Below are 24,885 nucleotides of genomic sequence, written 5' to 3'. Positions count from 1 at the left end.
GATATGCAAATTTTTCAATTTACATCAGCAGTTAATTTTATGCGGCTTAAATGGTTAGCGGTGGGGTTATCGACTTTACTGCTTGTCGCCTCGGTAGCTGGTTTAGCAACACGGGGGATTAATTGGGGGCTGGATTTTACCGGCGGCACTGTGGTGGAGTTGGGTTTTAGCCAGGCAGCCGATTTAGCTGAAATTCGCCGCACCTTAAGCAAAGCCGGCTTTGATGATGCTGTGGTGCAGCTGTTTGGCACCAGCCGAGATGTGCTGGTGCGTATACCGCTGCGTGATGACATGGCACAGGCAACGGTAGGCGAAACAGTCGTTTCAGTATTAAATACCGCGGCAAAGCAGCAGATTACGCTGCGCCGGGCAGAGTTTGTTGGCCCAAGCGTTGGTGAGGAGCTAAAGCAGGATGGCGGCATGGCCATGCTGGTGGCGCTGCTTGGTATTTTACTGTATGTAGCAATGCGCTTTGAGTGGCGCTTATCGGTTGGGGCGGTAGCCGCACTGATACATGATGTTATTTTAACCTTGGGGTTGTTTTCCTGGCTGCAAATCGAGTTCGATCTGACAGTGCTGGCGGCGATACTGGCGCTGATAGGCTATTCCATTAACGATACCATAGTGGTGTTTGACCGTATTCGTGAGAGTTTTCGTAAACTGCGCGATACCGCTGCGGCTGATGTGATTAATTTCGCCATAACATCGACGTTGAACTGTACTGTTATCACTTCGCTGACGACAGTACTGGTGCTGATCGTATTGTTTTACATGGGCGGCGCGCTGATCCATGGTTTTGCCACTGCGCTGCTGTTTGGTATCGCGGTAGGCACTTATTCGTCTATTTACGTTGCCAGTGCCATCGCTGAGATTTTTGGCATCAGCCGCGAAGACATGCTGCCACCACCAGTGCCGCCAACAGAAGGGGAGCCAGGCGGAGCCGTGTTATAACGCCAGAGCGTCACAGGCTGGTGATGAATACCGGCGCAGGCTGGTTGAACCTGCTGCCGGTATGTTATTTTGACGACAGAATTCGTCTGGCAGTATAGTCATATTTTCATGCATAGCAGGGCAACTGATGACACCAGCAATTGATTTGGCCAAACAGCAGGGTATTCATTACCGCGTGCATCAGTATCAGCATGATGCGGCTGCAGCATCTTATGGTCTGGAAGCCGCAGAAAAGTTGGCTCTGCCACCAGAACGGGTCTTTAAAACTCTGGTCGTGCAGCTCGATGCCAAACAATTAGCTGTGGCAGTGCTGCCGGTAAATCAGCAGCTGAATATGAAACTGATGGCTAAGGCACTCGGCGCCAAAAAAGCGGAAATGGCCAATGCCAACGACGTGATGCGCAGCACCGGCTATGTACTTGGCGGTGTAAGCCCGCTTGGGCAGAAAAAACGTTTGCCTACGGTTATTGACAGTTCAGCACAGCAATTTAGCAGCATTTATGTCAGTGCAGGGCGACGCGGCCTGGAGATAGAGCTAAGTGCCGGCGACTTATGCCAGCTGCTTGGCGGCTGTTTTGCGTTAATCGGGCATTAAGCCGCTGCGCCAGCCGGGCTGTCAGGTGGCATTTTCAGCCGCGCTTGCTTTATTTTTCTGCTGGCTGAAATGTACCAGCCAGTGCGCTACCGGCATAGGTTTTGAAAACCAGTAACCTTGCAATTGCTCTGCGCCGAGGCTGGACAAAAAGCGTTGCTGAACTTCAGTTTCTACACCTTCAATTACCAGGCGTAATTTCAGCGCTTTGGTCATTAATATCACCGATTGCACCAGCTGTGTCTGGCGCGGATCTGCCGGTACATTGAGCAAAAAACTACGATCGAGTTTTACGGTATCTACCGGCAGCTTATTCAGCATACTGAGTGATGCCTGTCCGGTACCGAAATCATCCAGTGCCAGCGTATACCCCAGCCGTTTTAGCGCATGCAGCTTATCAAACAACGGTTGTTGGTGTTTAGCGATGCTGTTTTCGGTCAGCTCAAGTGTCAGTTGTTGCAGCAGAGCAGGCTGATGAGTGGCGATATGCACCAACTCATTGTAAAACGGTGCTGCCAGCAGATCACTGCCGGTCAGATTAATGGCAATGGCATAATGCAGCTTGTGCTGACGAAACCGCTTAATGATCGCTATAGCCTTATTAAGCACATGTGATGACAACTGCGCAATCAGGCCATACTGCTCGGCCAGCGCTACCACTTTTTCAGGCGCAGCATAGCTGCCATCGGATTGCTGCCAGCGCAGCAGCGCTTCAAAGCTCTCAATAACGCCATCAGGTTTCACTTTGGGCTGTAGCCAAAGCTCGGGGGTGTTATGTTGCAGTGCAGTTTTAAATTCGCTTAGTAGCTGTAGTTCAGCGTTGCGTTGCTGCAACGTATCAGGCTGAAAAAATGACAGCGGGCTGTTGTAAGCATCGGCCTGCTCCAGCGCAGATTCACACTGCTCCAGTGTTTGCTCGGCTGATGCATGCTGGCGGCCACTGATGCTGATGCCAGCCTCAAACACCGGGTTAATTGCGCCGACAGACAGCGTCAGCTGTTGTGGCAGAATACTGACTAAACGGCTGGCCTCCGTTGTTAATGATGTACTGCCGCCGGATAGTGGCCGCCACAGCGCGAATTTAACACCGCGCAGCCTTGCTGCGATAACGTCTTCCGGCAAGGCTGCTTTTAGCTGCGAAGCAAAAGCTGCCAGCAGCTCATCACCGGTATGATAGCCATGTTGCTGGTTAAACGCTTTGATATGGCATAAGCGGACAATGACCATCAGGCCGCCGCTGTCTGTAGAATGTTGTTTTACCAGTTGCAGGAAAAAGCTGGGGTTGGGCAGGTTGGTTAAATCATCGTAATTGCGCCACAAATCTTCTTTCTGGTGGTTGCTGGCCAGCTTTTGGTGCAGCTGTTTTAGCGGGGTAATATCGTCCAGTTGCACCAGATGGTGCTGCTGTTCAATAGTACACATATGATTTAACAGCACATGTATATTCGGATCCGCGATTAGCATGCATTCAATATCATGACCTTGCCAGAACGCTGCCTGGGTGGCAGAAGAGGTGTGCAGCAGATCAGTAATATGGCGCTGCTCTGCAGTGATGCTACGCAGTACCTGACGGGCTTTATTATTCGCCTTTATAATATCGCCGTTAACGCTAAGCAGCAGTGAGGCTTTACTGCGCTGATTAAAGATATCCTGATATAGCTGATTACTTTGGCTGATAAGCTGATTTTGTTGCCCCAGCGTGAGGGCGTTACGTTTTAATGTACTGAACACCCTCATTACTGCCAGCGGAATACACAGGTTAAAAAACAAAAACAGCAGGCTGTGCAAATAAATAGGGGTTGCAGGTAAGGTAATGGAAAAATTAAACAGGTTAATGGGGGCTGTACTATAGAGTAAAAACAAGTATGGAATAAAGTTCAGCAGCATTACAGCCAGCGTGACACGGGCATTGAAAAATAATAACGCAATCAGCGGCGCAGTATAAACAAACAATAACCCGAGTTTTGATAATTCAAAGTTATCAATAAAAAACAACATGCAAAGGCCAGCGCCAAAGATGATAACTAACAGCAGGGTTTTACTGACGGACAGCAGACGGCTGGAAAAGTACAGCGCAAGTAACAGCGCGATATAAAAAACGGTCGTAATAGCAATAATATACCAGGCACTTATCTGATAAGCCTGCCATGAGCTGTGCAGCACGATGCTCAGCACCAGTAATAAACCTGAGCTGAGGATGATTCTTAACACACTTTGTTGCAACAGCGTCACAGAGCTGGAGTTAAGATCTGTTTCGGTTAATAGCAGCAGCTGCTTGATACGGCTAAGCATGGCACTTCCATGGTAAAGATAAATACGACATCCTTACTGTGCCTGAATAAAATACCGGCACACAATTTTAACTCCCTGTTAAAGCCTGTTCATGCTAATCAATAAACTCAATGGATACAACCGCTATCTGTTGCTAATACTATGATATAGAAAAATAAAAGCCCGCACTGCGGGCGGGCTTTCAACGGTTATGCCGATTATTTCAAGTCAAAGCGGTCAGCATTCATCACTTTAGTCCAGGCCTTGACAAAATCGCGTACAAACTTCTCTTTAGCGTCGTTAGCGGCATAGACTTCAGCCAGTGCCCGCAGCTGCGAGTTAGAACCAAACACCAGGTCGACCCGGGTTGCGGTCCATTTAAGTTTACCGGTTTTGCGATCGCGGCCTTCAAACAGCTCGGCAGCTGCAGAGGTAGGCTGCCACTGCGTAGTCATATCGACCAGGTTAACGAAAAAATCATTGCTCAGCATACCGGGCCTGTGTGTTAGCACGCCGTGTTGTGTCTGGCCATAGTTCGCATCCAGTACCCGCATACCGCCCACCAGTACTGTCATCTCCGGAGCGCTCAGCGTCAGCAGCTGCGCTTTATCCAGCAGCAACTCTTCTGCCGGAAAACTGTAAGACTTTTTACTGTAATTGCGAAAACCATCAGCTATCGGCTCAAGCACATCGAACGAATCTGCATCAGTCTGTTCATCGGTTGCATCTGTGCGGCCCGGAGCAAACGGCACTGTTATTGTGGTACCGGCGTCGGCTGCCGCTTTTTCTATCGCTGCATTGCCGCCAAGCACAATCAGGTCTGCCAGCGAGATTTTCTTGTTACCACTTTGACTGCCATTAAACTTGTGCTGAATGTCAGTAAGAATGTGCAACACTTTTTTCAGCTGCTCAGGCTGGTTAACTTGCCAATCTTTTTGCGGTGCCAGCCGGATCCTGGCGCCGTTAGCACCACCACGACAATCCGAGCCGCGAAAGGTTGATGCTGACGACCAGGCGGTATAGACCAATTCAGACACCGTTAAACCCGATGCCAGTATGGCGTGTTTCAAACTGGCTATATCGGCGGTATTTACCAGTTCGTGATCAACCGCAGGCACCGGGTCTTGCCAGATTAAATCTTCCGCCGGCACTTCAGGCCCCAAGTAGCGTGCTTTAGGCCCCATATCACGGTGCGTTAACTTAAACCAGGCGCGGGCGAAGGCATCAGCAAACTCGTCAGGGTTCTGGTGAAAGTGCTGCGATATTTTACGATAGGCCGGGTCTTCACGCATCGCCATGTCAGCCGTGGTCATCATGATGCCGACTTTTTTGCCGGCGATTTCTGCATCCGGCGCGTGGTCTTTTTCTGCCAGGTTCTTTGCCGCCCACTGATGGGCTCCGGCAGGGCTTTTCGTCAGCTCCCACTCATAACCGAACAGCACGTCAAAATAGCTGTTATCCCACTGTGTTGGTGTGGGGGTCCAGGCGCCTTCGATACCACTGGTAATAGTGTCACGGCCTTTACCGCTGTTAAAGCTGCTTAACCAACCAAAGCCCATATCGTGCAAGGCGCCGCCTTCCGGCTCAACGCCCACATGGCTGGCATCGCCGGCACCATGTGCTTTACCAAAAGTGTGGCCGCCAGCTGTTAGCGCCACGGTTTCATAGTCATTCATGGCCATACGCTCAAATGTATCGCGTATATCGCGCCCTGATGCAATAGGGTCAGGCTTACCGTCCGGCCCTTCCGGGTTGACATAAATCAGCCCCATTTGTACCGCGGCTAATGGGTTTTCCAACTCTCTGTCACCGGAGTAACGGCTGTTTTCACGGTCGCTGGTAGCCAGCCACTCTTTTTCAGCGCCCCAGTATACGTCTTCTTCCGGCTCCCAGATATCGGCCCGGCCACCACCAAAACCGAAGGTTTTAAAACCCATGGTTTCCAGTGCTACATTACCGGCAAGAACGAACAGATCGGCCCAGGATAAACTGCTGCCGTATTTTTGTTTAACCGGCCACAACAAGCGCCGGGCTTTGTCCAGATTACCGTTATCCGGCCAACTGTTCAGAGGCGCGAAGCGTTGATTGCCAGTAGATGCACCACCGCGGCCATCTGCAGTGCGGTACGTGCCGGCTGCGTGCCAGGCCATGCGGATCATAAAAGGACCATAGTGGCCATAGTCTGCCGGCCACCAGTCCTGTGAGTCGGTCATCAACGTAGCTAAATCTTGTTTGACGGCGGCTAAATCCAGCTTTTTAAACGCTTCTGCATAGTTAAAGTCTTCTCCCAAAGGGTTAGACTTCTTGTCATTCTGATGCAGTATTTTGATATTCAGCTGATTTGGCCACCAGTCGATATTCTTGGTACCCCGGCCTCCCACTTTGGTGTTACCGCCATGCATAACCGGGCATTTACCGGCCGAGCTGTTGTTATTGTCCATATATTACTCCTTGCAACCTTGGTTTTCACTGGGCCCATTGCATGTACCCGCTTTTGTTAATGCATAGACTATAGACCGGCAGAGAACAGTGCGAAAGCCAGTTTTGACTATCGTGCTAATCGCTTTTTGTGATTAAAATTTATAGCCTTAGCGCTTGTCTTAAGGGGAACCGTATAGCGGCATACATACGGAATAAAAGGTTGCCTCTGTGGGCTTTGCCGGTTAGCTTAGCGGTCTCTTGTTAACGTAAGGCTTACCATGCACAGCGTGACTATTCTGGTCGATGTCCAAAATATCTACTACACCTGCCGCGAAGCGTATCAGCGCAATTTTGATTACAACGCATTTTGGCGTCAGGTTAGCGCTGAACGTACCGTGGTAAAAGCGATTGCTTACGCGATAGATCGGGGTGATGAAAAACAGCGGCAGTTTCAAAATATCCTGCGTGCCATTGGTTTTGAAGTAAAACTAAAGCCTTTTATTCAGCGCGCTGACGGCTCTGCGAAGGGGGACTGGGATGTCGGTATAACACTTGATGCGATTGAATATGGCCAGCATAGCGATATATTGGTGCTGGCGTCCGGCGATGGCGATTTTGCTTTGTTGGCCGAAACCCTCATTACTAAGTACCACACTGAAGTCGAGATATACGGCGTAGCAGGGTTAACAGCACAGGCGCTAAGCAACGCTGCCAGCCGTTTTATTGCTGTTGAGGAGCCTTTGCTATTACCAAAGTAACCGTACCAACATAGTCCCGACAGCTTTGCTGCTGCCGGGTGCTTCAACGTGCCGGCTTATTGGTGTTCCATCGTTTTGGCCAACGCATCATCCAGCTCTGTGGCGCGGGTGTATGCTTTGCGCGCTTGTAATCGATGCACATAATCAGTAAAAGCGGGTCGTTGTTCTAAAGTGCCAAACAGCATACCCCAGCTGATATGGCTGCCAACATAAATATCAGCGGCGGTAAATTGCTCACCACACAAATAGGGCCCCTTAGCCAGTGCTGCTTCCAATGCACTCAGTGTATCGTTGTACAAACCACAACCTGCCGAAGTGCAGTTGTCGCTGTCGAGGCGCCAGTTATATGCCTTGGCGGTAGTAGCCATTTCCAGCGGGCCGGCAGCAAAAAATAACCAACGGTAGTAAGTGCCACGTTCCGGGCTGTCAGGTGCCGGTGCCAGGTCTTTATCTGCAAACTGGTCGGCCAGATAGACACAAATAGCAGCGCCTTCAGTTACTACAGTATCGCCATGCTTGATAGCGGGAACTTTGCCCATAGGGTTAAGCGCGAGGAATTCAGCCGATTTGATATTGCCGCCAAAATGCATCAGCTCAACGTGATACGGTTGGTTTAGCTCTTCCAGCATCCAGCGGACAATACGGCCGCGTGAGTTAGGGTTGGTATAAAAAGTTAATGGTTTCATTCAGCTGATCCTTACAGGTAGAGGTGAGTATCAATAGTGTTTTTTGTGCTACAGAGACAGCATAAAACCTAAATAGGACAGAATGCGTCCTAATTATCAGTTATAGTGTTCACTTTAGTGTTGTAGCCGTAGCAGCCTATGTTTAACCGGAGATCAGTATGAGCGGCCCAACCATTCGTGTACTTAGCTTGCTGGAGCTGTTGCAATCGCATGGGCGTTTAAGTGGCAGCGAAATAGCGGTGCGGCTAGGCGTTGATAAGCGCACGGTGCGTCGCTATATCCGCGCGTTGGAAGATCTTGGCATCCCCGTGACAACAGAGCAGGGGCGTGATGGCGGCTATATGCTGGTCGCGGGCTTTAAGTTACCACCGATGATGTTTACCAATGATGAAACGCTGGCGTTGTCATTGGGCTTGCTGGCGGCTAAAAATTTGCAACTGCCTGATACCGATATCGCCATCAGCAGCATTCAGGCTAAACTGGAGCGCGTTATGCCGGCTAAGTTAAAGTCGCGCACCAGAGCTATAGCCGATAATATCAAAGTGATAATACCGGCGGCAGAAACAGAAAGTTCAGGTCAACATCTGGCGCCGCTGTTAGAGGCAATGGAGCAGCAATGTTCGGTCACTATTGAGTACGCGGCTTATCAGCAACCTGTTGTTGCACGGCAGGTTGACCCTTACGGATTGCTGTTTCGTCTTGGCCGCTGGTATCTGTGCGGCTACTGCCATTTACGTCATGAACTTCGCACATTCAGGCTAGACCGGTTACAACATATTGAACTGCACCCGCACCAGTTCCAGCGGCCGACAGGTTTTGACTCTGCCGAGCACTTTAACCGCAGTTTATTTGATATGCCGGGTAATCTTGAAGTGCAGATAGTATTTCATACCGACAAACAGACCGCCGCGCAGGTAATAGGCCTTACCGCTTCTATGCTAAAACCCCATGTTGATGGTTTACTGCTAAATAGCCGCACCGACAGCTGCCTGCATCTGGCGCAGTGGCTTAGTCAGTTACCTTTCGATTTCAGTATTATCGAACCGCCAGAGCTGAAACAGGCGTTAAAACAGCAGGCAGGGCGGCTGATAGCCATAGCTGCCAGATAATAGCTTTAATAAATAAAACCCGGGCGGATGTTTGCAAAAAAATATTTTCTCGCACTAAATCCAAACGAATATCGCCAGGCATCTAAGTTTCAGATTAACTCACTGGAACCAATATGATGCTTAAACTATCTGCTTTACAAAACTTTTCGCTGCTGTGTTGCAGCGTCCTTGTTTCAGCAAGTCTCTGTGCTGCTGAACGGCCTGCTGCTTCTGAGCAACTTTCATTGCAAGACGAACTTAAGATAAAGGACGCTGAGTTTTTTCAGCGCGGATTTAACGAGTGCGATATGGCTTATCTGGATGCCACTATCAGCCCGCAGCTGAAGTTTTATCATGATAAGGGCGGTTTTCAGGACAAAACCGCTTTTATGCAAAACACCAAAAAATACATTTGTGGCGATCCGGCTCATAAACCAATCCGGGCCCTGACTGAAGGCAGTTTAACCGCATTTCCGCTATACAATGATGGCGTGCTGTATGGCGCTGTGCAACACGGAGAGCATCAGTTTTACTTGCGTGAACCCGGCAAGCCGGACCAGCTGACGGGCACTGCGCGTTTTACCTCGGTCTGGTTAAAACAGGGGGATGCCTGGCAGCTAAGTGACGTGCTTAGTTATGACCATCAGCCTGCTACAACAAAGCGCCAACAGGCAGCCCAGAAGCAGTCAGCAGTGATAACGGAACTGTTAAAACAACATAAAGTGCCGGCGCTGGGCCTTGGTATTATTGAGCATGGCAAACTGGTATCAGCGCAGGTGTACGGCGAGCTGACACCGGGTACGGTAGCGCCACAAAATACGTTATTTAAAGTTGCCTCGTTAACCAAACCTGTTGTAACCATGCTGACATTACGGTTGGTCGCAGCAGGCAAGTTGCAGCTTGACGAACCTCTGGCAGCTTATTGGGTCGACCCGGATATTAAAGCTGATCCGAATCATTTATTACTGACACCGCGTATTGTACTGACGCACCAAACCGGCTTTGCCAACTGGCGTTATCTGGAAGACGATAACACCTTGCGGTTCCAATTTAAGCCTGGTACGCAACATCAGTATTCCGGGGAAGGGTTTGAATATTTGCGCCGTGCGCTGGAACATAAGTTTGGCCAATCGCTTGAAGCTCTTGCACAGCAGTATGTGTTTGAACCGGCAGGTATGAGTGACACCTATTTCTGGTGGTCACAAGGGGTTGATGAAGCACGCTATGCGCGCAACCACGACAGCAATGGTAGGGCGTTTGAAACAGAGAAATACTACAAGGCAAACGCTGCAGCTAACCTGATAAGCACGATAGAGGATTACAGCAAATTTATCGTGTTTGTCATGGCACAGCAGCAGGCAATGCCAGCAGTGTATCAGGATATGCAAGCGCATCATGTCAACATCGGGCCACAGCATTATTTTGGCCTGGGTTGGGAGATTTTCAGTGGTTTTTCCAACCAGCAGTCGCTATTGCTGCATAGCGGCCGAGACCCTGGGGTGTCTACTTTGGCGGCGTTTTCGCCGCAAAGCCAGAATGGCTATGTTATTTTTATGAATGGTGATAATGCCTCGGCGGTACTTGAACAACTGCTGCCCCAGCTGTACCTTGGTGCAGAATTGTGGCAACGAAATTAAGTAGATAAGCATGAACGGACAAGAATGGGCAGAAATTTTGGTACCGCTTATCGTCTTCAGCGCACTGGTCGCGCTGATGGGGTTAATACTGCTGTATAAGTATAAGAAAAAGCGGCTATTTCTGCAGATGATTGAACGTTCACTGCAACGCCAGGCTGTGTTACCGCCCGAGACCATACGCGAGATAGCATTGCATTTTTTCTCTGCTAACCGTGATTTACGTAAAGGCATTTTTTTGCTGGTGCTCAGTGCCAGCGTTCTGGCATTTTCATACTTCGCTGACTTTAAGAAAAGTGGCAATCTGGATTTGAATGACGCGCTAACCGGTATTGCTTTTCTGCCCGGCTTGTTGGGGCTGGCGTTTATACTGCTGGCCCGGCTTGACCGGCAGCAGAACCGCTAAGACGATACAGTGTCATTAAAACAGGCGTCCGTTGAGCAGTTGGTTGCCATTGTTCAGGTGTCAGCTGATACGGCGGCTTTTAACGAGCTTTTTGGCCGTTTTGACAGTAAATTGCGCGCTTTTTTGGCATTTAAATCGGCCGGGCAACGCCAGGACGTTGATGATATGGTGCAGGAAACCTATGTTAAAGCGTTTCTGAATATTCGCCAGTTTCAGCAGCAATCGCAGTTTGCCACCTGGTTACTACGCATTGCCATCAATGAAATGCTGCAAGCTAAACGCTCGGGTAATTTTTTTGCCCGCTTTAAAGAGCGCTGGTTGGCTACAGAACCTGACTCAATGTCGCACCGCGACAATACGGCGGCGCACATTGACGCTGAATCACTTATTGCACAGCTTTCAACAATTCAACAGCAGGTGTTCGTTTATACAGAGTTTTATGGTTATTCACAAAGTGAAATTGCCGATAAGCTGCAGATCCCGCTTGGCAGCGTTAAAACCTATATGATGCAGGCCCGCAACATGCTGAACAGGAGCGATATCTGATGCTGAAACTGAAACTAACATTGCGGCAAAAAATAACATTATGGCTGGGCCGGCATCGAAGAAGCCTGGTGTTAACCGGTACTGGTGTTACGGCACTGGCGTTGACACTGGTATACAACGCCCAAATTAGCCAGCACAACGGGTTGATTTCTTTGCTAACCCTGTTTCAGTTAGGGATTGGCATAGTGTTTGTTTTGCTGGTGATTATTCTAAGCGACTAATAAAACGGATTCAGGCCAGCGTAACTAACTGCCAGGCCATTAGTGTGAGTATTGCGGCAATAGCGGCATCAAAAATACGCCAGCGACGCGCTGAACTGAGTAACCGCCGAAGCCTGGGGGCAAAGGCTGTTAAACTGCCAAACCACAAAACTGAGCCAAGGCAGGCCCCTAAAGCAAACATAACAGGCGTGTTTTGTACCGCGCCTATGCTGCCCAGCAGCACCACAGTATCCAGATAAACATGCGGATTTAACAAGCTTATCGCAATAGCTTGTAGTGCTGTTATTTGCCAGCTGCGCTTTACGACCTGTTGCGTATTCAGGCCCGAGCTACCGTTTGCCGCACGTTTTGCGGCAGCAAAAGCCAGATATAGCAGCATGGCAACGCCGCCATACGTCAGGTAAGGCATCAAATTCGGCAACAACTGTTTTACCTCTGTAGCAGCGTATACTCCGAGCATAATGAGGGCGGCATCACACAGCATACAGGAGAATGCTATAGCCAGACGGTTAGCGCCGGCCATGCTTTGGCTGAGCACCCAGATATTCTGCGCGCCTATTGCAATGATTAGGCTTAACCCTAGCAGTAACCCACTGACAAATGATTCCACTGTTGCTCCGCTGCTGTGATGAACGTCTTGCATTTTAGTGCAGTGTTTGCATTAATCTAATGAATAATAAATTGGCATCATGAGAAAAAATCATGATTAACTATCAGCAACTGGAAGCGCTGCATGCCGTTATCAGCGAAGCCGGTTTTGAAAAAGCGGCGGCAAAATTATTTATTACCCAATCAGCAGTTAGTCGTCGTATTCAGCAGCTGGAATTATTGCTGGGTGAACCGGTATTGGTGCGCAGCCAACCGCCCAAAGCCACTGCTGCAGGGCAGCGTTTGCTAAACCACTTGCAGCAGGTCATGCAGTTAGAAGTCGCCCTGGGGATCAATGCGTTAAACGCACATTATAGTGATGATGCGCCGCTGACCGTGCGACTGGCAACCAATGCCGACTCACTCGCGACCTGGCTGCCAGAAGCTTTGGCACTGCCACACGCTGATATTGACGGTACACTGCGGTTTGAACTGGTGGTGGAAGACCAGTCGGTTATTTTAAAACGGATGAAAGCCGGCGAGGTCATGGTGTGTATTTCATCCACTGCCGAACCGGTAAACGGTGGGTTGGTAAGCCCGCTGGGCGCTTTGCGTTATCAGGCTATAGCCAGCCCGGTGTTTATTCAGCGCTATGGTTCTGCCGTGGGCACTGAGTTAGCAAAAGTACCTTGTCTGGTGTTTGATGAACACGACAAACTGCAACACCAGTTTTTACACGAATTAGCACAGTGTGAGCCAGAGTTTGTCCATTATTGCCCATCCCCTGAGGGCTTTAAACAAGCCATGATTGCTGGCCTCGGCTACGGCTTGTTACCGCAAATTCAACTGGGGGATTCGATAGCCAAAGGTGAGCTGGCGCTGTTTAAACCCGGTTATGCGCTGGATACACCACTGTACTGGCACTACTGGCAAACCGAAAGCCCGCAATTAAAAGCCTTGCGCCAACATGCACTTAAAGTCGCTGCAAAATATCTGGTGCAAGGGTAAGTCACGCAAAGTATTACTGCAGTAGCTGAAATAAAACGGTGCTTGTGCCGTTCTTATCCGTCGGTTTTAACGGCCTGACGATGAGGATACTATGCGACCGGCTATATTACTGCTTATCAGTGCTTCTCTGGTTTTAATAGCGGTAGCGCTATTATCCGGTGAAACAGGTTCAATTAAAGCGATTGCCAGCTTTTATACGCCAACGCCACAGCTGCTGCTGTTTGCAAAATTAACCGGAGCATATATGCTGCTATGTGCTTTGGTATGTTTGGCAGCGCTACGTGAAGTTCGTTTACAGAAGGCTGCCGCACTCTTGCTGCTTGTTCCCTCGTTTATTGCTTTAGTGTCATTGTTTGGCAGCCATCAATATATGGCTGCGCTGGGCGGTTTTCCAATTCTTGGCTCAGGTCAGGGCGTAATTAAGTTCGCAGCATTGTTGGTGTTGGCGTCATCATTGTGGCGCTGGCAGCACGCCGGAGCCACTGAACGTTTCTGGCTGAACTATGTGCCTGTGGCCTTAGTGCTGATGTGGATTGGCGGCATGAAGTTTTTAACGTTTGAAGCCGAGGGTATAGTGCCGTTGGTTGAAAGCTCACCGCTGATGAGCTGGATGTATCAGCTGTGGTCGGTGCAAACGGTATCAAATATTATCGGTGTCTTCGACTGGCTGGCGTTGCTGCTACTGGCCGCAGGATATTACTGGCGTGGGGCATTTTATCTTGGCTTCGCCATGTGTTTAGCTGTGTTCCTTACTACACAAAGCTTTTTATTTACTTTTACACCGGCGTGGCAGGCTTTTACTGTACTCAGCAGCAGTGGAGTGTTTTTAGTTAAAGATCTGTGGTTTATCGCCAATATGCTGCTTATTACACAGGCGTTTAACACAAGGACAATTCTGGCATCGCACTGAGCAGTGAAACAGAGGCAGTAACAACAGACACTATACGGTCTGATGTTACTGCCAGTGGTAAAACTAAGCTGAGCCTGACAAGCTGTTACGGTATTGCTCGACAGGCAAACCACCAATACCCCAGTTGTCTAATGCTACCTCGTCAATGACGACAACCGTGGTCGCGGGAGATTTATTGAGTACGTCCACCAACAACTGCGTTACGCCCTGAATTAACGCCGCTTTTTGCTCGGCGGTTACGCCTTCACGCGTTACCTTTATATTTACATATGGCATTACTCGTCCTTATTTTTTTCGATATGAAAAATCTTGCTGATAATTTGCCAGCGGCCATTAGTGCGCACCATGCTTAGCAAATCAACAAAGTGTCGCTGACCAATGCTACAGCGCACGCGGGCAAAAGCTGTGTTATCTCCGGCAAATTCGATGGCATCAATAACATCATGCCTGTTATCGCCGCGCGCTGCGCCGCTCTCCCGTTTTGACAACACATCACGATACGTTGCCATATCCCGCTGCAGCAACGGCGTTTCATCTGCGGTGGCATACACTGCACCGGGGTGAAATACCTCGTCAAACAGGCGCATATCGCAGCTGTACAGTAAATCGAAATAACGCTGCAGTAACTGCTGTATCTCAGCAAAGGCGGCCATTGTTACGCCTCCTGCTTTAACAAACCTTCGACAATCAACGCCTGTTCTACGTTTGGATCGGCGTTGAATAACTGACAAAACGCCTGCACATTGGGCCACTGCTCGAGTGATACGCCAATATATTTAGCCCAACTTAAAATAACGAAAGCGTAAATATCGGCCACGCTCATCTGCTCGCCTAACAGGTAGGGGGAAGTATGCGCCAGATGTTGCTCCAGATAATCTACCCGGCGTGCCAGTTTTTGCAGGGCTAGCTTACGCGCATCGCCATCTAATGTTGTACCACTAAAAAACGGGCTGAAGCATTTATGCAGCTCAGACGATAAAAACGACAACCACTCTCTTAAGCGCACCCGTTCAAGGGTGCCTTGCGCCGGAGCCAGTTTCGCTTCAGGCTTGATATCGGCCAGATATTCCAAAATGGCGGTGTTTTCGGTGATCACCACTCCAGGCTTAACTTCCAGCGCCGGGACATAGCCCTTGGGATTAATGTTTGCATACTGTTGACCATGCTCAGTTAATCCCTTTGCAGTATCAGTACGGTCTAACGTAAACGGAATAGCCAGTTTGTGCAGCACAATATGGCTTGCTAATGAGCAAGCGCCCGGTTTGTAATACAGTTTCATATTGAAGTTCCTGAAGTTGACTGAAAGCATAATTATGATAACCATAGGAAAGTAGATTACTAGAAGTAACTTCGTTCTGCGGGTAAAATCGGGTTACCGCCAAGAAACCTGGTAACTACTATGTCACTGAAAGTGAGAAAGAATAAAAGCCCCACGCCGCCAGAGCCCTGTATGCTAACCGAGTGTCTGGCGGTATTTGCCGGAGCCTGGGCGCCGAATGTGATTTGGTGTTTACGGGCTGGTCCGCGCCGGTTTAACGAATTGCGTATCGATATTCCGCCAATTTCAGCCAAGGTACTGTCGACCCGTTTGGCCGAGCTGACAGAGCGCGGTGTGATTTGCCGTCATGTTCGTGAAACCTCGCCGCCATCAGTAGAATATGAACTCACTGAGCTTGGGCATGAATTTATCCCTGCGCTGGATACTATTGTCTGTATTGGCCACAAGCTTAAAGCCAGCGGTAAGCTGCGAAGCAGTAACCGCAATAACGATGTTACGGCGGGTATATGACACCTGTAACAATTGAAGAGCCTGAGTGGTTTAAGGACGTAACTTGAGTATTCAAATTATTACACCGCAGCAGTGGCAAACCCAGCGCTGGCAAAATGGCGGAGGCATTACCCATCAGCTGTGCCGGCAGGACGATGAACATGGCATGTTATGGCGGGTATCGGTAGCTGAAGTGGCCAGTGACGGGCCTTTTTCGCGTTTTGACAATACCGATCGCATTATTATGCTGCTGAATGGCGCAGGTTTTAGCTTACATGGCGTGGGAGCCAACCCGCAAGTGCTGGATAAACCGCTTGGGCCTTTTGCTTTTGCCGGTGAAACGCCCATTCATTGCAGTTTGATAAATGGTACTGTGCGTGATTTTAACCTGATGACACGTCGCCATGCGTTAACCGCAGCGCTTGAAGTGCTGACGCTAAACAGCGATGCGCAAGTATTACCAATGGGTGGGCAAACAATACTTTTTGTAGTAAAAGGTCAGGTTGATGCCGCTTATAACGGCCAAAACTACTGTTTAGACACAGAGCACAGTCTGCTGCTAAGCAATGAAAGCGGTACTTTGCAGCTAAGTGCTGGCAGCAGTGCGAAGGTGGTATTTATTCGATTGGATGCAACTGCTGAGGGCTAAGCAAGACAACGGCGCTGTTGCCAACGCCGTATCCGGATACGCTTTAAGCGCCTATTTTGCCCGACGCGGTTTGGCCTTCGGCGCTGCTTTGTTACTGCGTTTTAGTTCAATCTGGGTTTCACTGGCCTTGTTAGCGCGGCCGGTTAATACCTTACGTGAAATACTCTTTAGCAGTGACTCGCGGTTGCTGACTTCAAAACCCGGCTTCACCACACGGGCAATATCATTGCCAATCAGTTTTTGAATACGCTTGAGGGTTTGCTCTTCTTCGCGGCTGACAAAGGATATCGCATTACCTTTGGCGCCGGCACGGCCGGTACGGCCAATGCGGTGCACATAGTCTTCCGGCAGGTAAGGCAGGTTAAAGTTAACCACATGGTCAAGCCCCTGAATATCCAAACCGCGCGCAGCTACCTCGGTGGCAATCAGTACCTGTAATTTTGCTGATTTAAAATCGGCAATCGCGCGGCGGCGGGCGCCCTGGCTTTTATCGCCATGACATACTGCAGCGTCGATTTTGCGTTGTTGCAAACCGGCTAACAGCTGGTCGGCCTGTTCTTTTGTACTGGTAAATACCAGCACCTGAAACCAGTTTTGCTCGCTCAGCAGCTGCTCAAACAGTTCTATCTTGCGGCTTTCCTCTACCGGATACACCACATGCTGCACGGTGTCTGCTGTGCTGTTTACTTTTGCCACACGAATATGCTGATGATTTTTCAGTATTTTATGTGAAAGCTCATTCACCGCAGGTGAGGTGGTAGCTGAAAACAGCAGGGTTTGGCGTGAGTTCGCTGTCATGGCGACAATTTTCAGTACGTCAGTGACAAAACCCATATCCAGCATGCGGTCTGCTTCATCCAGCACGACAAACTCCACATCGGATAAAATCACGTTACCCAGCGCCATATGCTCCAGCAAACGGCCCGGGGTGCTGATAACAGTGTCAACGCCGGCCTTCAGTTTGTTCGCCTGCAGGCCCAGTTTTACGCCGCCGTACAAAGCTGTGCAGCTAAGTGGCAGAAACTGTGCGTAGTCTGCAAAAGCATCGGCAATTTGCTCAGCCAGTTCACGGGTTGGGGTTAGCACTAGCGCCCGCGGCCGGCTGGCCACGGCGGCTTTAGGCTTATCCAGCATGCGTTGCAGCAGTGGAATAGCAAAGGCCGCGGTTTTACCGGTACCGGTTTGCGCAGTAACCTGCAAGTCTTTACCGCGGCGGGCTGGCGCTATCGCCTGCTGTTGTACCGGTGTCATGCTGCTGTAGCCACAGGCGTCCAGTGCGCGCTGCAGATCGGAAGCTAAATCTAATGATGAAAATTGCATAAAGTGTCCTTTGTAGCGGCGCTACCAGTAAAAGCTGTGGCAGAATTACTCTTCACCATCATTCTGCATAGCATCCGGGCGAGGCTTGTGCTTGCAGGCGCGGGCCAGAATTTCGACATACACAGCTTCTTGTTGTGCTGCCGCTGCGGCATCAATGCGCTTATTAATTTCAGAGGTGAATACTTTCTCTGCTGTTTCTTCCGTCGCGCCAAAGCGGCAATCAAAGCTCCAGTAGTCCATGCCTGGTGGCAGCGCTTTACGTCGCTCACGGCCCAGATACTTCTTAATATCATGCTTAACAAGTTCAACCCAACGCTCGGTTTTATGCTTGGGGTGGGTTAACGCTATTGTCTTTTTCATCAGCAGTCCTACAAATATACGTTTAGCTGCACACTGTCAGTGTGCTGTAAACCGCGCATTCTACATGGTTAAATGCAAGATAACCGGCACTATCTGCTATTTTGTTGCAATATGCTGAATTACCTTGCTATTTGGTGGCAACATTACAGTATAGCGCCAAGCTGCTGTCTGTTTATTCGGAATGTTCATGCTAAGTATTTCAATCGGTCCGTTATCTTTACCCATACCAATGCTACTGTTGTTTGTTGCTGTCGTGTTGGGGCTGGGCGTTGCGCGTATTGTCAGTCGCGGCCAACAGCAAAGCGCCAGCGATGTGCTGTTAATGATTTTGGTTGTTGCGCTACTGTTTGGCAGGCTGGTATTCGTACTGCGCTTTGCTGACAGCTATCAGACCATGTGGCAGATGTTGGATATTCGGGATCGTGGGATTGATATCAGCACAACCATAATGGCTGCGATGGCGTTATTGTTTATTCAGTTAAAGCGCTTACCTGAACTAAAAACTGCCCTGGTAAGTGGTGCTGCCTGTACCCTGATTTGTTATGCAGCCGGCTCGGCCTGGCTTTATAGCCAACAGCAACAGCAGGTGCTGGCCGATATTCAGCTAGAAACTTTGTCGGGTGATCAAGCAGTGCTAGCCGACATGGCGCAGGGCAAGCCTGTAGTGCTCAACATCTGGGCAAGCTGGTGCCCGCCGTGCCGCCGGGAAATGCCGCTGCTGCTTAACACCCAGCAGCAAGCGCCTGATATCAGCGTAATAATGCTAAATCTGCAGGAAAGCCGCACGACGGTAGCGAAATATCTGCGTAACCATCAGTTGGATTTTCAACAGGTATTACTGGACAAACAGGGTGACGTTGCCCGCTACTACGGCGCGCTGGGCGTACCGGCAACGTTGTTTTTTCGTGCCGACGGCTCACTTAGTAGTGTGCATTTTGGCGAGCTATCCCAAGCCACCCTGCAGCAGGGAATTGATACAGCGCTTAATTGAAAAATTGGCGACCATCCCGGGGTATCGTTGCCAAAGTCATAGCTTTTTAGGCAAGTAAAGCCTTGACCATGTTCTGTTTTTCAGTAAATGTAGCAGGCTGTATTTTTCCGACGCTGCAAATTTGGAATATAACATTGCCTACCGCTGCTTTCTTCAGCCTCTTTTTACTGCTGCTTTCTCTTAATTGTGCCGCTGTGGGATATCGTTTACCTGAAGGCGTAACGCTTAATCAGCAGAAGGTGAGCCTTTCCCTCGACCCGCTGGAAGCAACGTTTCTTGGTGAAACAAGCTTAGATATTTCAATAGATTCGGCAACGGATGTTATTTCTTATCACAGCCGTGACTTAACCATAAAATCGGTAGAACTGGTTAAAGGGGATAAAAAAATAAGGCTGCCTGTTGTCGCCCCTGATGAATACGACATTGTCCACCATCAGCTTAAGAAGGCTATTTCCGGACCGGTCACACTTAACATAAGTTACTCCGGCAAGATAAATGACAATGTTCAGGGGTTATTTGTACAGGGGAAAAACACCGGCTCAGCCTATATATTTTCTCAGTTTCAGGAAATGGAAGCGCGTAGCGTATTTCCGGCTTTTGATGACCCCAGTAAAAAAGCAGTGTTTGAATTTACGGTTAATTTACCGGCAGAGCTTGACGCTTTACATAACACCCATCCTGTTTCTATTGCCGTGTCAGGTAAGCGAAAAATTATCAAATTTGCGAAGACAGCGAGATTATATACAGATGTTCTGGCTTTGGCTGTGGGCAAATTCAGCAAAGTGACATTAACAAATACTGCTTATAACTCGTCGTTCTATTCACCTGAAGGCCAGAATATAGCTCTGCCGGATGATATTGATGCCCTGATTAATAACTCTGTAAGTTACATGGCGGACTATCTTCAGTTGCCGTTTCCGTACGACAAGCTGGATTTTTTTGCTGCGCCAATCTCTACCCTGGCCGCAATGGAGAATGTTGGTTTAATCGCACTGCATTCTAATCAGCTGCCGGAGGCCGGTTCCGACAAAAATGACATCTGCCATTTTCGTAAATTAATTGCTCATGAAATCGTTCATATGTGGTTTGGCAACCATATCACCATGCAGTGGTATAACGATTATTGGATGAATGAATCGTTCGCGGAATTTTTCGCCGCCAAAATTATTCAACAGCACTATCCGGATACAGACCGCTGCATTTATACGCCGCAGTTTAGCGCGTTTGCCGATGATAATACCCGTTCCAGGCCTCTTCGCTCTTTGGTAAGGCATCGTAGTGATAACGAAGGGATCGGTGAGCTAGCCTATACAAAAGGCCGTACGATTCTGGAAATGTTAGAGCAAGCTATAGGCGCTGCAGATTTTAAAAAACATATGCGTGAATATATTAAACAGGTTGCAGGCGGAAATACGTCATCTGAGATTTTTTCTGATTATTTTTCATCTTATTCATTTGCTCCGGCTTTATTGCAGTCGTTCACAGAGCAATCAGGCTATCCGTTAGTATCGATAACCAAGCAAGACAATCGGCTGTATTTACAGCAACAGAGCTTTCAACAGGAAAAAGATAAGTTATGGACGATACCGCTTATGATAAAAGAGTGGGATGGTCATATTGTGAAACAAACTCCGGTTGTGTTGCAGGGGAAACGCTTGCAGCTTAACAGCATGAACCCTGACAACAGTTTTTTCATTGATACATCCGGGGCTGGTTATTACCTGTCTTATGATAAAACAGGCAATGCACCGTTTCCCGTCAGCTTATTGTCAAAACCGGAGAAAATGTCATATATGAACAACCAGGAGGCGTTAGCAACCGCGTCCTACCTCGATTATATGGAGTATGCCGATGGCTTGGTGCATATTCTGAATACACTGCCTCAACACAGCGAGGAGGCGAGCAAAGCGCTGTCAGCGTTGCAAAACGCTTTTATTGAATTGCTACCCCAAGAGCTTATTGCCGACTATGCAGAATATTTGGTTGCTAGATTACCGAAGGCGCTGCAGTGGGATATCTTGCTGCAGCAGGCAAATGGTGGGCAATGGCTGGAGTTTTACGGCGTGTATCTGCAGCAGGATGAAGCCATCAAAGCTGCAAAAAAAGCCTATAGCACAACAAAGCTGACACAGTTAAAGCATCGTCTGGCTGTTTTGCGTGTCATCGTTTCAATAGCCACGATGCAACAGTACAGCGCATTATTGGATATGTTTGCTACTGCAGATAGCAGTGTCAAAGACGACCTGTTAGATGCGCTGGGCTACGTATCAACGCCTGAGCAGGTGAGTGCGTTTTATCAGTTCTTGCTCTCCGATGTTACCAATGAGTTTGTTATTGACTACCGGTTTCAGTTTCCGGCATTTCAGCCGAAACATCGGGAATTTGCCGCTGAGTTTTTCCGCTCCAATAAAGCCAGGATAAGTAACCGTATTGCTGATGATAAATTGCAATGGTTTCCATATAACTTTCTGACGGCTTGTTCATTTCAGGAAGCGGAATTAGTCAAGCGCACGTTTTCCGGCTGGACGACTGTTCCCAACCTTAAAGAAAAGCTCTCAACTGTCATTGAGAAAATTCAACAGTGTAGCAAAAACTCAGCGAACAGCCAGGCTAGCATTAACAGGCGTTTACAGCCGTCAAAGTGATATAAATCGACATAGCAGCAAGCGGCGCAACCTAAGCGGTCTGGCCGCTACAGCAATTCAAGGTAGGGGCGCATTTTTGCGCCCTTTGTGCTGCAGCAATTAAAGTCTTGACCCGTATAGGTTTATAGCTAACTGTAATAGCATTATTTGTATGTAATTTAATCAGGTAAGAATTTACTCCATGAACATTTGCTCTGAACGGCTTGTGATGACGCCACTTACACAACACGACTGGCCGTTGTTTTACACACTACACAACACTCCAGAAGTAATAGCGCAGTGTTTTGACCCTGTTGATGATGCCGTTTTACAGCAAAAGTTTCAGCAACGTTTAGTGCCCTGGCATAAAGAGGCTGAACACTGGCAATGTCTGGTGATACGCCAGCATGATACTGGCCAGGCCATAGGTGTTACTGGTATGTGTTTATCGCAGGGCAGGGCTGAGGCGGGTTATTTACTGCTGCCAGCTTTTTATGGTCAGGGCTATGGCACCGAGTCATTACAAGCCTTGATCAGTTGGGCGGTAAATATGCAGGATATTCGCCGTTTTAAAGCAGTGGTTACAGAGGGCAATATTGCATCGGAGCGGGTGTTGCAAAAAATAGGCTTTCAACTGGTCGAAACGGTGCCCGATGCACACAGTATTGGCGGTAAACGTTACACTGATCACATTTACCATTTGGACGCGGTTTGATAATTCAAGCCAGCTAGAAGCGTGAGGCTTGGCAACCAATTGAAACCGGGACTTGGGCGCACTATCGCGCCATTTGTTTTTGCTGTAAATAAAGCTTTGACTAAGTTGAGATTTTCGGAAAATTCAACTGTAAGTTGGAGGCTGAGTAATCTGGTTTATTGTTATTGGAGTGGCGCAGACACAATGTTGTTCTTACCGCCCAGAGTGTTTCTGTATTTATTTTCAGTATTTAACTTTACCGTAAAGTAACAAATAAGTTGCAATTGCCGCGTGCCTTTTTAAAATGTCAAATTCTTTCACTTTACAAGGAACGTTTATGGCGGCTTATTTGGCACCACAGCAAGCGCAGCATATACAACTTCAACAGCAGCTGGAAAAAGATCTTTCCGAAAGCCAAGCGGATATATACGTGTTAAGTGCGCGCGAACTGACTGAGTTCTGGCTCACAGTGCAGCGACATGAAGGAAAATCACAACCACAAATTGAGACTACATATAAAGCACTAACTGGCTTAGATTTAGCACGACAGTTGTTGGCTTCTGGGCGCGACTATGGCGCAGCTGCAAATGATGTAGCTGTGGTGGCGGTGTTAGGTGCAGATCTAAAACGTGGCAGCCGGTTTTTTGAGACTTACCGAACGGTAACTCAGAATGGGCGCACTTACATTATTTTTAAAGGTAACCATCGCGCTCGTTTGATTATTAAAGGGACGCGTTACTTGTCAACTCATACCGTGATGCTGAAAATGGCTATCGGTAGCGAAGGACTAAAGAAATCAGCGAAGACCGGCTTTTTGGTATCTGTGGTCTTTTCAACCACTTTACACAGTATCCAATGGTTGTTTGAAGATGAGTATCGTTGGACAAATTGGTTAGCCGGAATTTCAACGGATTTGATAAAGATAGCTATTGCCAGCACAGCTGGTTATATAGCAAGTATTGGTACTGCAGCAATTATGACTGCTCTTACCGGCGCAACGATAGCAGTAGTTCCTTTAGCTGTGGGTATTGCGGTGTGCATTGGCGTTGGTTTTGCTTTGAATGCTATTGATAACCACTTTCAGATTACCCAAAGTCTGGTTCGACACTTGGAGCAGAAAGAGCGTGAAGTTAAACGTATTGCGTCAGACGGCATTTATTACATTATTCGTTCTACCACCGAATCAGTAAGGCGGCAGCTAGTGCGTTCAGCGATTAGGAAACTCAACGATCTAACTAAACAGCCTTTTCAGCTATGGAATTGAAAAATAAAGCAATCATGGCTTCAATGGGACTAGCTGGCTTTTCATTACTGCTGATTGCGTTAATGCTTTGGCTTTTCCCATTACAATTCGAAAATCAGTTCGAAGCTATCTACAGTGGCAGACAACTTATTGTTATCAGTGGCTCTGATGCTTATGCTCCGGGTGTTATCTTGTTTCTGGTGGTTTTGCTTTTATTTTCTATCAAAGCCACATTTTACTTAATTCGTCACCAACAGCCGTCAGTGCAGGGACAAAGGTTTGTTAAAACCTTTTCAATAGCGTTGCTCATTAGCTTTGCTTTTGTTTTTCTGGGCAACTATCTGATTAACAGCTATTTAGAGTCTGAAGCTGCGGACAATGGGTATCAGCCATGCCCGGCCTCAGCGCTACTGTTCGCGCGCGTTACTTATAGTGTTTGGACTTTGAATCCATCACTTTGCTATGACACAGACGTAAGACATATCGTGCAACGCGGTGGCTGGAATGAGTCAAAAGACGTTGAACAAATGCTTCAGCGCCGGGAAAAACAGCAGCAAGCTCGGCGACAGTTTTTGCTGCAGGAAGAGCAAATAAAACAGCAACGAGCGGCTAAGACCCAGTAACACAGCATAGCTAACTCAACTTGAAGTCTCATTATTGCGCCTTCGCTTTTTTGGCAGATAGCATTAGCTTGGACGATTGAATTGCGAGGTGTACTATGTACGCCTTTGTGGTTAATACGCGAGGTGTAGTATGAGTATCTTTAACAAGTTAAAGGATTCTCTGACCGAAACAGTGCAGATTAAGCAAGGCCAGAAAACGCCAAGTAGGGTGACCCGTTGCGAGGTCGCCGATGTGAAAGCTCTTCGTGAAAACCTGGCCATTACCCAAGCACAATTAGCACAAGCACTGGGTACCAGTGTTGATACCATTAAAAGCTGGGAGAGCAAGCGGCGTAACCCAACCGGCCTGGCCGCCAAAGTGTTAGCCACTATTCAGGACAACCCCGAGTTCTACCATCACTTGGCCGCGCATTAATCCAGTTAATACACCAAACCAAAGTAGGAGGGCATTATCGCGCCCTTTATTTTGCAGCAAATAAAGCCTTGACCAAGTTGATATTTTCGGTAAATGTAGCGTCGTTTAGCAACAAAAT

The 24,885-nt window shown here is 48.4% G+C and carries 27 protein-coding genes; 18 read left to right on the top strand and 9 right to left on the bottom strand.

Annotation, left to right across the window (positions count from 1 at the left end):
• Positions 1-3 precede the first annotated feature (3 nt).
• Complete coding sequence (gene secF / locus AC5SV9_RS02480) at positions 4-951, top strand: protein translocase subunit SecF (RefSeq protein WP_475151776.1); 948 nt, start codon at positions 4-6, stop codon at positions 949-951.
• Between the two features lie 127 nt (positions 952-1,078).
• Entirely contained in the window at positions 1,079-1,546 is a 468-nt protein-coding gene (ybaK, locus tag AC5SV9_RS02475; RefSeq protein ID WP_475151770.1) for a Cys-tRNA(Pro) deacylase, read from the top strand.
• A gap of 21 nt (positions 1,547-1,567) precedes the next feature.
• On the opposite strand, the gene AC5SV9_RS02470 is transcribed toward ybaK, so the two are convergent.
• Together AC5SV9_RS02470 and katG are read right to left on the bottom strand one after the other, a co-directional pair.
• Positions 1,568-3,835 carry an EAL domain-containing protein gene (locus AC5SV9_RS02470; protein ID WP_475151767.1) on the bottom strand — a complete coding sequence of 756 codons (2,268 nt, stop codon included), beginning with the start codon at positions 3,833-3,835 and terminating at the stop codon, positions 1,568-1,570.
• 197 nt (positions 3,836-4,032) lie between these two features.
• Positions 4,033-6,255: a catalase/peroxidase HPI gene (gene katG / locus AC5SV9_RS02465; RefSeq protein ID WP_475151763.1), complete on the bottom strand. Its 2,223-nt coding sequence runs from the start codon at positions 6,253-6,255 to the stop codon at positions 4,033-4,035.
• 258 nt (positions 6,256-6,513) lie between these two features.
• Here katG and AC5SV9_RS02460 point away from each other — a divergent pair, with 258 nt between their 5' ends.
• Positions 6,514-6,993 (top strand): LabA-like NYN domain-containing protein, encoded by a 480-nt coding sequence (locus AC5SV9_RS02460; protein WP_226765683.1) that lies wholly within the window; start codon positions 6,514-6,516, stop codon positions 6,991-6,993.
• A gap of 56 nt (positions 6,994-7,049) precedes the next feature.
• Here the strand turns inward: AC5SV9_RS02460 and AC5SV9_RS02455 are convergent, their stop codons facing one another.
• Positions 7,050-7,679 (bottom strand): glutathione S-transferase family protein, encoded by a 630-nt coding sequence (locus AC5SV9_RS02455; RefSeq protein WP_475151757.1) that lies wholly within the window; start codon positions 7,677-7,679, stop codon positions 7,050-7,052.
• 158 nt (positions 7,680-7,837) lie between these two features.
• Between AC5SV9_RS02455 and AC5SV9_RS02450 the strand changes: the two genes are divergently transcribed.
• From AC5SV9_RS02450 to AC5SV9_RS02430, 5 genes are all read left to right on the top strand, one after another.
• Positions 7,838-8,788 carry a helix-turn-helix transcriptional regulator gene (locus tag AC5SV9_RS02450; RefSeq protein ID WP_475151755.1) on the top strand — a complete coding sequence of 317 codons (951 nt, stop codon included), beginning with the start codon at positions 7,838-7,840 and terminating at the stop codon, positions 8,786-8,788.
• Positions 8,789-8,901: 113 nt separating this feature from the next.
• The gene (locus AC5SV9_RS02445) at positions 8,902-10,404 is read left to right on the top strand and encodes a serine hydrolase domain-containing protein (RefSeq protein ID WP_475151752.1); all 1,503 of its coding nucleotides are present in this window, start codon (positions 8,902-8,904) and stop codon (positions 10,402-10,404) included.
• A 10-nt stretch (positions 10,405-10,414) separates the two neighbouring features.
• Positions 10,415-10,807, top strand: a complete 393-nt coding sequence (locus AC5SV9_RS02440; protein WP_475151749.1) for a DUF6249 domain-containing protein — start codon at positions 10,415-10,417, stop codon at positions 10,805-10,807.
• Positions 10,808-10,816: 9 nt separating this feature from the next.
• Entirely contained in the window at positions 10,817-11,353 is a 537-nt protein-coding gene (locus tag AC5SV9_RS02435) for an RNA polymerase sigma factor (protein WP_475151748.1), read from the top strand.
• Entirely contained in the window at positions 11,353-11,574 is a 222-nt protein-coding gene (locus tag AC5SV9_RS02430; protein WP_475151745.1) for a hypothetical protein, read from the top strand. Before AC5SV9_RS02435 ends, AC5SV9_RS02430 begins: the two co-directional genes overlap by 1 nt.
• Before the next feature lie 10 nt (positions 11,575-11,584).
• On the opposite strand, the gene AC5SV9_RS02425 is transcribed toward AC5SV9_RS02430, so the two are convergent.
• Positions 11,585-12,184, bottom strand: coding sequence for a LysE/ArgO family amino acid transporter (locus tag AC5SV9_RS02425; protein WP_475151742.1), 600 nt, complete (start codon positions 12,182-12,184; stop codon positions 11,585-11,587).
• Between the two features lie 92 nt (positions 12,185-12,276).
• On the opposite strand from AC5SV9_RS02425, the gene AC5SV9_RS02420 reads away from it, so the two are divergent.
• Together AC5SV9_RS02420 and AC5SV9_RS02415 are read left to right on the top strand one after the other, a co-directional pair.
• Positions 12,277-13,170: a LysR family transcriptional regulator ArgP gene (locus AC5SV9_RS02420; protein WP_475151739.1), complete on the top strand. Its 894-nt coding sequence runs from the start codon at positions 12,277-12,279 to the stop codon at positions 13,168-13,170.
• Positions 13,171-13,261: 91 nt separating this feature from the next.
• Entirely contained in the window at positions 13,262-14,080 is an 819-nt protein-coding gene (locus tag AC5SV9_RS02415) for a DUF417 family protein (protein ID WP_475151734.1), read from the top strand.
• Between the two features lie 63 nt (positions 14,081-14,143).
• Here AC5SV9_RS02415 and AC5SV9_RS02410 read toward each other — a convergent pair whose 3' ends face one another.
• From AC5SV9_RS02410 to AC5SV9_RS02400, 3 genes are read right to left on the bottom strand one after another with little or no spacing between them, the layout of a single operon-like run.
• Positions 14,144-14,356 (bottom strand): tautomerase family protein, encoded by a 213-nt coding sequence (locus AC5SV9_RS02410; protein WP_331925160.1) that lies wholly within the window; start codon positions 14,354-14,356, stop codon positions 14,144-14,146.
• Positions 14,356-14,733 (bottom strand): nuclear transport factor 2 family protein, encoded by a 378-nt coding sequence (locus tag AC5SV9_RS02405; protein ID WP_331925161.1) that lies wholly within the window; start codon positions 14,731-14,733, stop codon positions 14,356-14,358. The genes AC5SV9_RS02410 and AC5SV9_RS02405 overlap by 1 nt, the downstream gene beginning before the upstream one ends.
• A 2-nt stretch (positions 14,734-14,735) precedes the next feature.
• Entirely contained in the window at positions 14,736-15,359 is a 624-nt protein-coding gene (locus AC5SV9_RS02400) for a glutathione binding-like protein (RefSeq protein WP_475151725.1), read from the bottom strand.
• A 120-nt stretch (positions 15,360-15,479) separates the two neighbouring features.
• Here AC5SV9_RS02400 and AC5SV9_RS02395 point away from each other — a divergent pair, with 120 nt between their 5' ends.
• Both AC5SV9_RS02395 and AC5SV9_RS02390 read left to right on the top strand, forming a co-directional pair.
• Positions 15,480-15,869 carry a winged helix-turn-helix transcriptional regulator gene (locus AC5SV9_RS02395; protein ID WP_475151722.1) on the top strand — a complete coding sequence of 130 codons (390 nt, stop codon included), beginning with the start codon at positions 15,480-15,482 and terminating at the stop codon, positions 15,867-15,869.
• Between the two features lie 43 nt (positions 15,870-15,912).
• Positions 15,913-16,497, top strand: coding sequence for a HutD/Ves family protein (locus tag AC5SV9_RS02390; protein WP_475151717.1), 585 nt, complete (start codon positions 15,913-15,915; stop codon positions 16,495-16,497).
• A gap of 51 nt (positions 16,498-16,548) precedes the next feature.
• Here AC5SV9_RS02390 and AC5SV9_RS02385 read toward each other — a convergent pair whose 3' ends face one another.
• Both AC5SV9_RS02385 and AC5SV9_RS02380 read right to left on the bottom strand, forming a co-directional pair.
• On the bottom strand, positions 16,549-17,817 hold the full coding sequence (locus AC5SV9_RS02385) for a DEAD/DEAH box helicase (RefSeq protein WP_475151714.1): 1,269 nt from the start codon (positions 17,815-17,817) through the stop codon (positions 16,549-16,551).
• A gap of 45 nt (positions 17,818-17,862) precedes the next feature.
• Entirely contained in the window at positions 17,863-18,177 is a 315-nt protein-coding gene (locus AC5SV9_RS02380) for a DUF6172 family protein (RefSeq protein ID WP_475151711.1), read from the bottom strand.
• A 187-nt stretch (positions 18,178-18,364) separates the two neighbouring features.
• Here AC5SV9_RS02380 and AC5SV9_RS02375 point away from each other — a divergent pair, with 187 nt between their 5' ends.
• The 6 genes from AC5SV9_RS02375 (at position 18,365) to nadS (ending at position 24,767) form a co-directional block, all read left to right on the top strand.
• Positions 18,365-19,168: a TlpA family protein disulfide reductase gene (locus AC5SV9_RS02375; RefSeq protein ID WP_475151708.1), complete on the top strand. Its 804-nt coding sequence runs from the start codon at positions 18,365-18,367 to the stop codon at positions 19,166-19,168.
• 194 nt (positions 19,169-19,362) lie between these two features.
• Positions 19,363-21,813 (top strand): M1 family metallopeptidase, encoded by a 2,451-nt coding sequence (locus AC5SV9_RS02370; RefSeq protein WP_475151704.1) that lies wholly within the window; start codon positions 19,363-19,365, stop codon positions 21,811-21,813.
• Positions 21,814-21,994: 181 nt separating this feature from the next.
• On the top strand, positions 21,995-22,507 hold the full coding sequence (locus AC5SV9_RS02365) for a GNAT family N-acetyltransferase (protein WP_475151699.1): 513 nt from the start codon (positions 21,995-21,997) through the stop codon (positions 22,505-22,507).
• A gap of 316 nt (positions 22,508-22,823) precedes the next feature.
• Positions 22,824-23,750 (top strand): hypothetical protein, encoded by a 927-nt coding sequence (locus AC5SV9_RS02360; RefSeq protein ID WP_475151695.1) that lies wholly within the window; start codon positions 22,824-22,826, stop codon positions 23,748-23,750.
• The gene (locus tag AC5SV9_RS02355; protein ID WP_273023576.1) at positions 23,741-24,352 is read left to right on the top strand and encodes a DUF1240 domain-containing protein; all 612 of its coding nucleotides are present in this window, start codon (positions 23,741-23,743) and stop codon (positions 24,350-24,352) included. The genes AC5SV9_RS02360 and AC5SV9_RS02355 overlap by 10 nt, the downstream gene beginning before the upstream one ends.
• A 130-nt stretch (positions 24,353-24,482) precedes the next feature.
• A complete protein-coding gene (gene nadS, locus AC5SV9_RS02350) occupies positions 24,483-24,767 on the top strand; it encodes a NadS family protein (RefSeq protein ID WP_475151687.1) in 285 nt (94 codons plus the stop codon).
• The last annotated feature ends 118 nt before the right edge of the window (positions 24,768-24,885 follow it).

Source organism: Rheinheimera sp. ATLC3 (assembly GCF_059429535.1).
The sequence above is the reverse complement of the archived record's forward strand: the minus strand, read 5'-3'. Positions and strand labels throughout refer to the sequence as shown.

Coding starts and splice junctions, on each gene's coding strand:
- AC5SV9_RS02455 (WP_475151757.1), bottom strand. CDS start 7,679: ATGAAACCATTAACTTTTTATACCAACCCTAACTCACGCGGCCGTATT.
- AC5SV9_RS02460 (WP_226765683.1), top strand. CDS start 6,514: ATGCACAGCGTGACTATTCTGGTCGATGTCCAAAATATCTACTACACC.
- AC5SV9_RS02445 (WP_475151752.1), top strand. CDS start 8,902: ATGATGCTTAAACTATCTGCTTTACAAAACTTTTCGCTGCTGTGTTGC.
- secF (WP_475151776.1), top strand. CDS start 4: ATGCAAATTTTTCAATTTACATCAGCAGTTAATTTTATGCGGCTTAAA.
- AC5SV9_RS02440 (WP_475151749.1), top strand. CDS start 10,415: ATGAACGGACAAGAATGGGCAGAAATTTTGGTACCGCTTATCGTCTTC.
- AC5SV9_RS02365 (WP_475151699.1), top strand. CDS start 21,995: ATGAACATTTGCTCTGAACGGCTTGTGATGACGCCACTTACACAACAC.
- AC5SV9_RS02430 (WP_475151745.1), top strand. CDS start 11,353: ATGCTGAAACTGAAACTAACATTGCGGCAAAAAATAACATTATGGCTG.
- AC5SV9_RS02380 (WP_475151711.1), bottom strand. CDS start 18,177: ATGAAAAAGACAATAGCGTTAACCCACCCCAAGCATAAAACCGAGCGT.
- nadS (WP_475151687.1), top strand. CDS start 24,483: ATGAGTATCTTTAACAAGTTAAAGGATTCTCTGACCGAAACAGTGCAG.
- AC5SV9_RS02410 (WP_331925160.1), bottom strand. CDS start 14,356: ATGCCATATGTAAATATAAAGGTAACGCGTGAAGGCGTAACCGCCGAG.
- AC5SV9_RS02450 (WP_475151755.1), top strand. CDS start 7,838: ATGAGCGGCCCAACCATTCGTGTACTTAGCTTGCTGGAGCTGTTGCAA.
- AC5SV9_RS02355 (WP_273023576.1), top strand. CDS start 23,741: ATGGAATTGAAAAATAAAGCAATCATGGCTTCAATGGGACTAGCTGGC.
- AC5SV9_RS02400 (WP_475151725.1), bottom strand. CDS start 15,359: ATGAAACTGTATTACAAACCGGGCGCTTGCTCATTAGCAAGCCATATT.
- AC5SV9_RS02385 (WP_475151714.1), bottom strand. CDS start 17,817: ATGCAATTTTCATCATTAGATTTAGCTTCCGATCTGCAGCGCGCACTG.
- ybaK (WP_475151770.1), top strand. CDS start 1,079: ATGACACCAGCAATTGATTTGGCCAAACAGCAGGGTATTCATTACCGC.
- katG (WP_475151763.1), bottom strand. CDS start 6,255: ATGGACAATAACAACAGCTCGGCCGGTAAATGCCCGGTTATGCATGGC.
- AC5SV9_RS02420 (WP_475151739.1), top strand. CDS start 12,277: ATGATTAACTATCAGCAACTGGAAGCGCTGCATGCCGTTATCAGCGAA.
- AC5SV9_RS02395 (WP_475151722.1), top strand. CDS start 15,480: ATGTCACTGAAAGTGAGAAAGAATAAAAGCCCCACGCCGCCAGAGCCC.
- AC5SV9_RS02415 (WP_475151734.1), top strand. CDS start 13,262: ATGCGACCGGCTATATTACTGCTTATCAGTGCTTCTCTGGTTTTAATA.
- AC5SV9_RS02405 (WP_331925161.1), bottom strand. CDS start 14,733: ATGGCCGCCTTTGCTGAGATACAGCAGTTACTGCAGCGTTATTTCGAT.
- AC5SV9_RS02360 (WP_475151695.1), top strand. CDS start 22,824: ATGGCGGCTTATTTGGCACCACAGCAAGCGCAGCATATACAACTTCAA.
- AC5SV9_RS02375 (WP_475151708.1), top strand. CDS start 18,365: ATGCTAAGTATTTCAATCGGTCCGTTATCTTTACCCATACCAATGCTA.
- AC5SV9_RS02470 (WP_475151767.1), bottom strand. CDS start 3,835: ATGCTTAGCCGTATCAAGCAGCTGCTGCTATTAACCGAAACAGATCTT.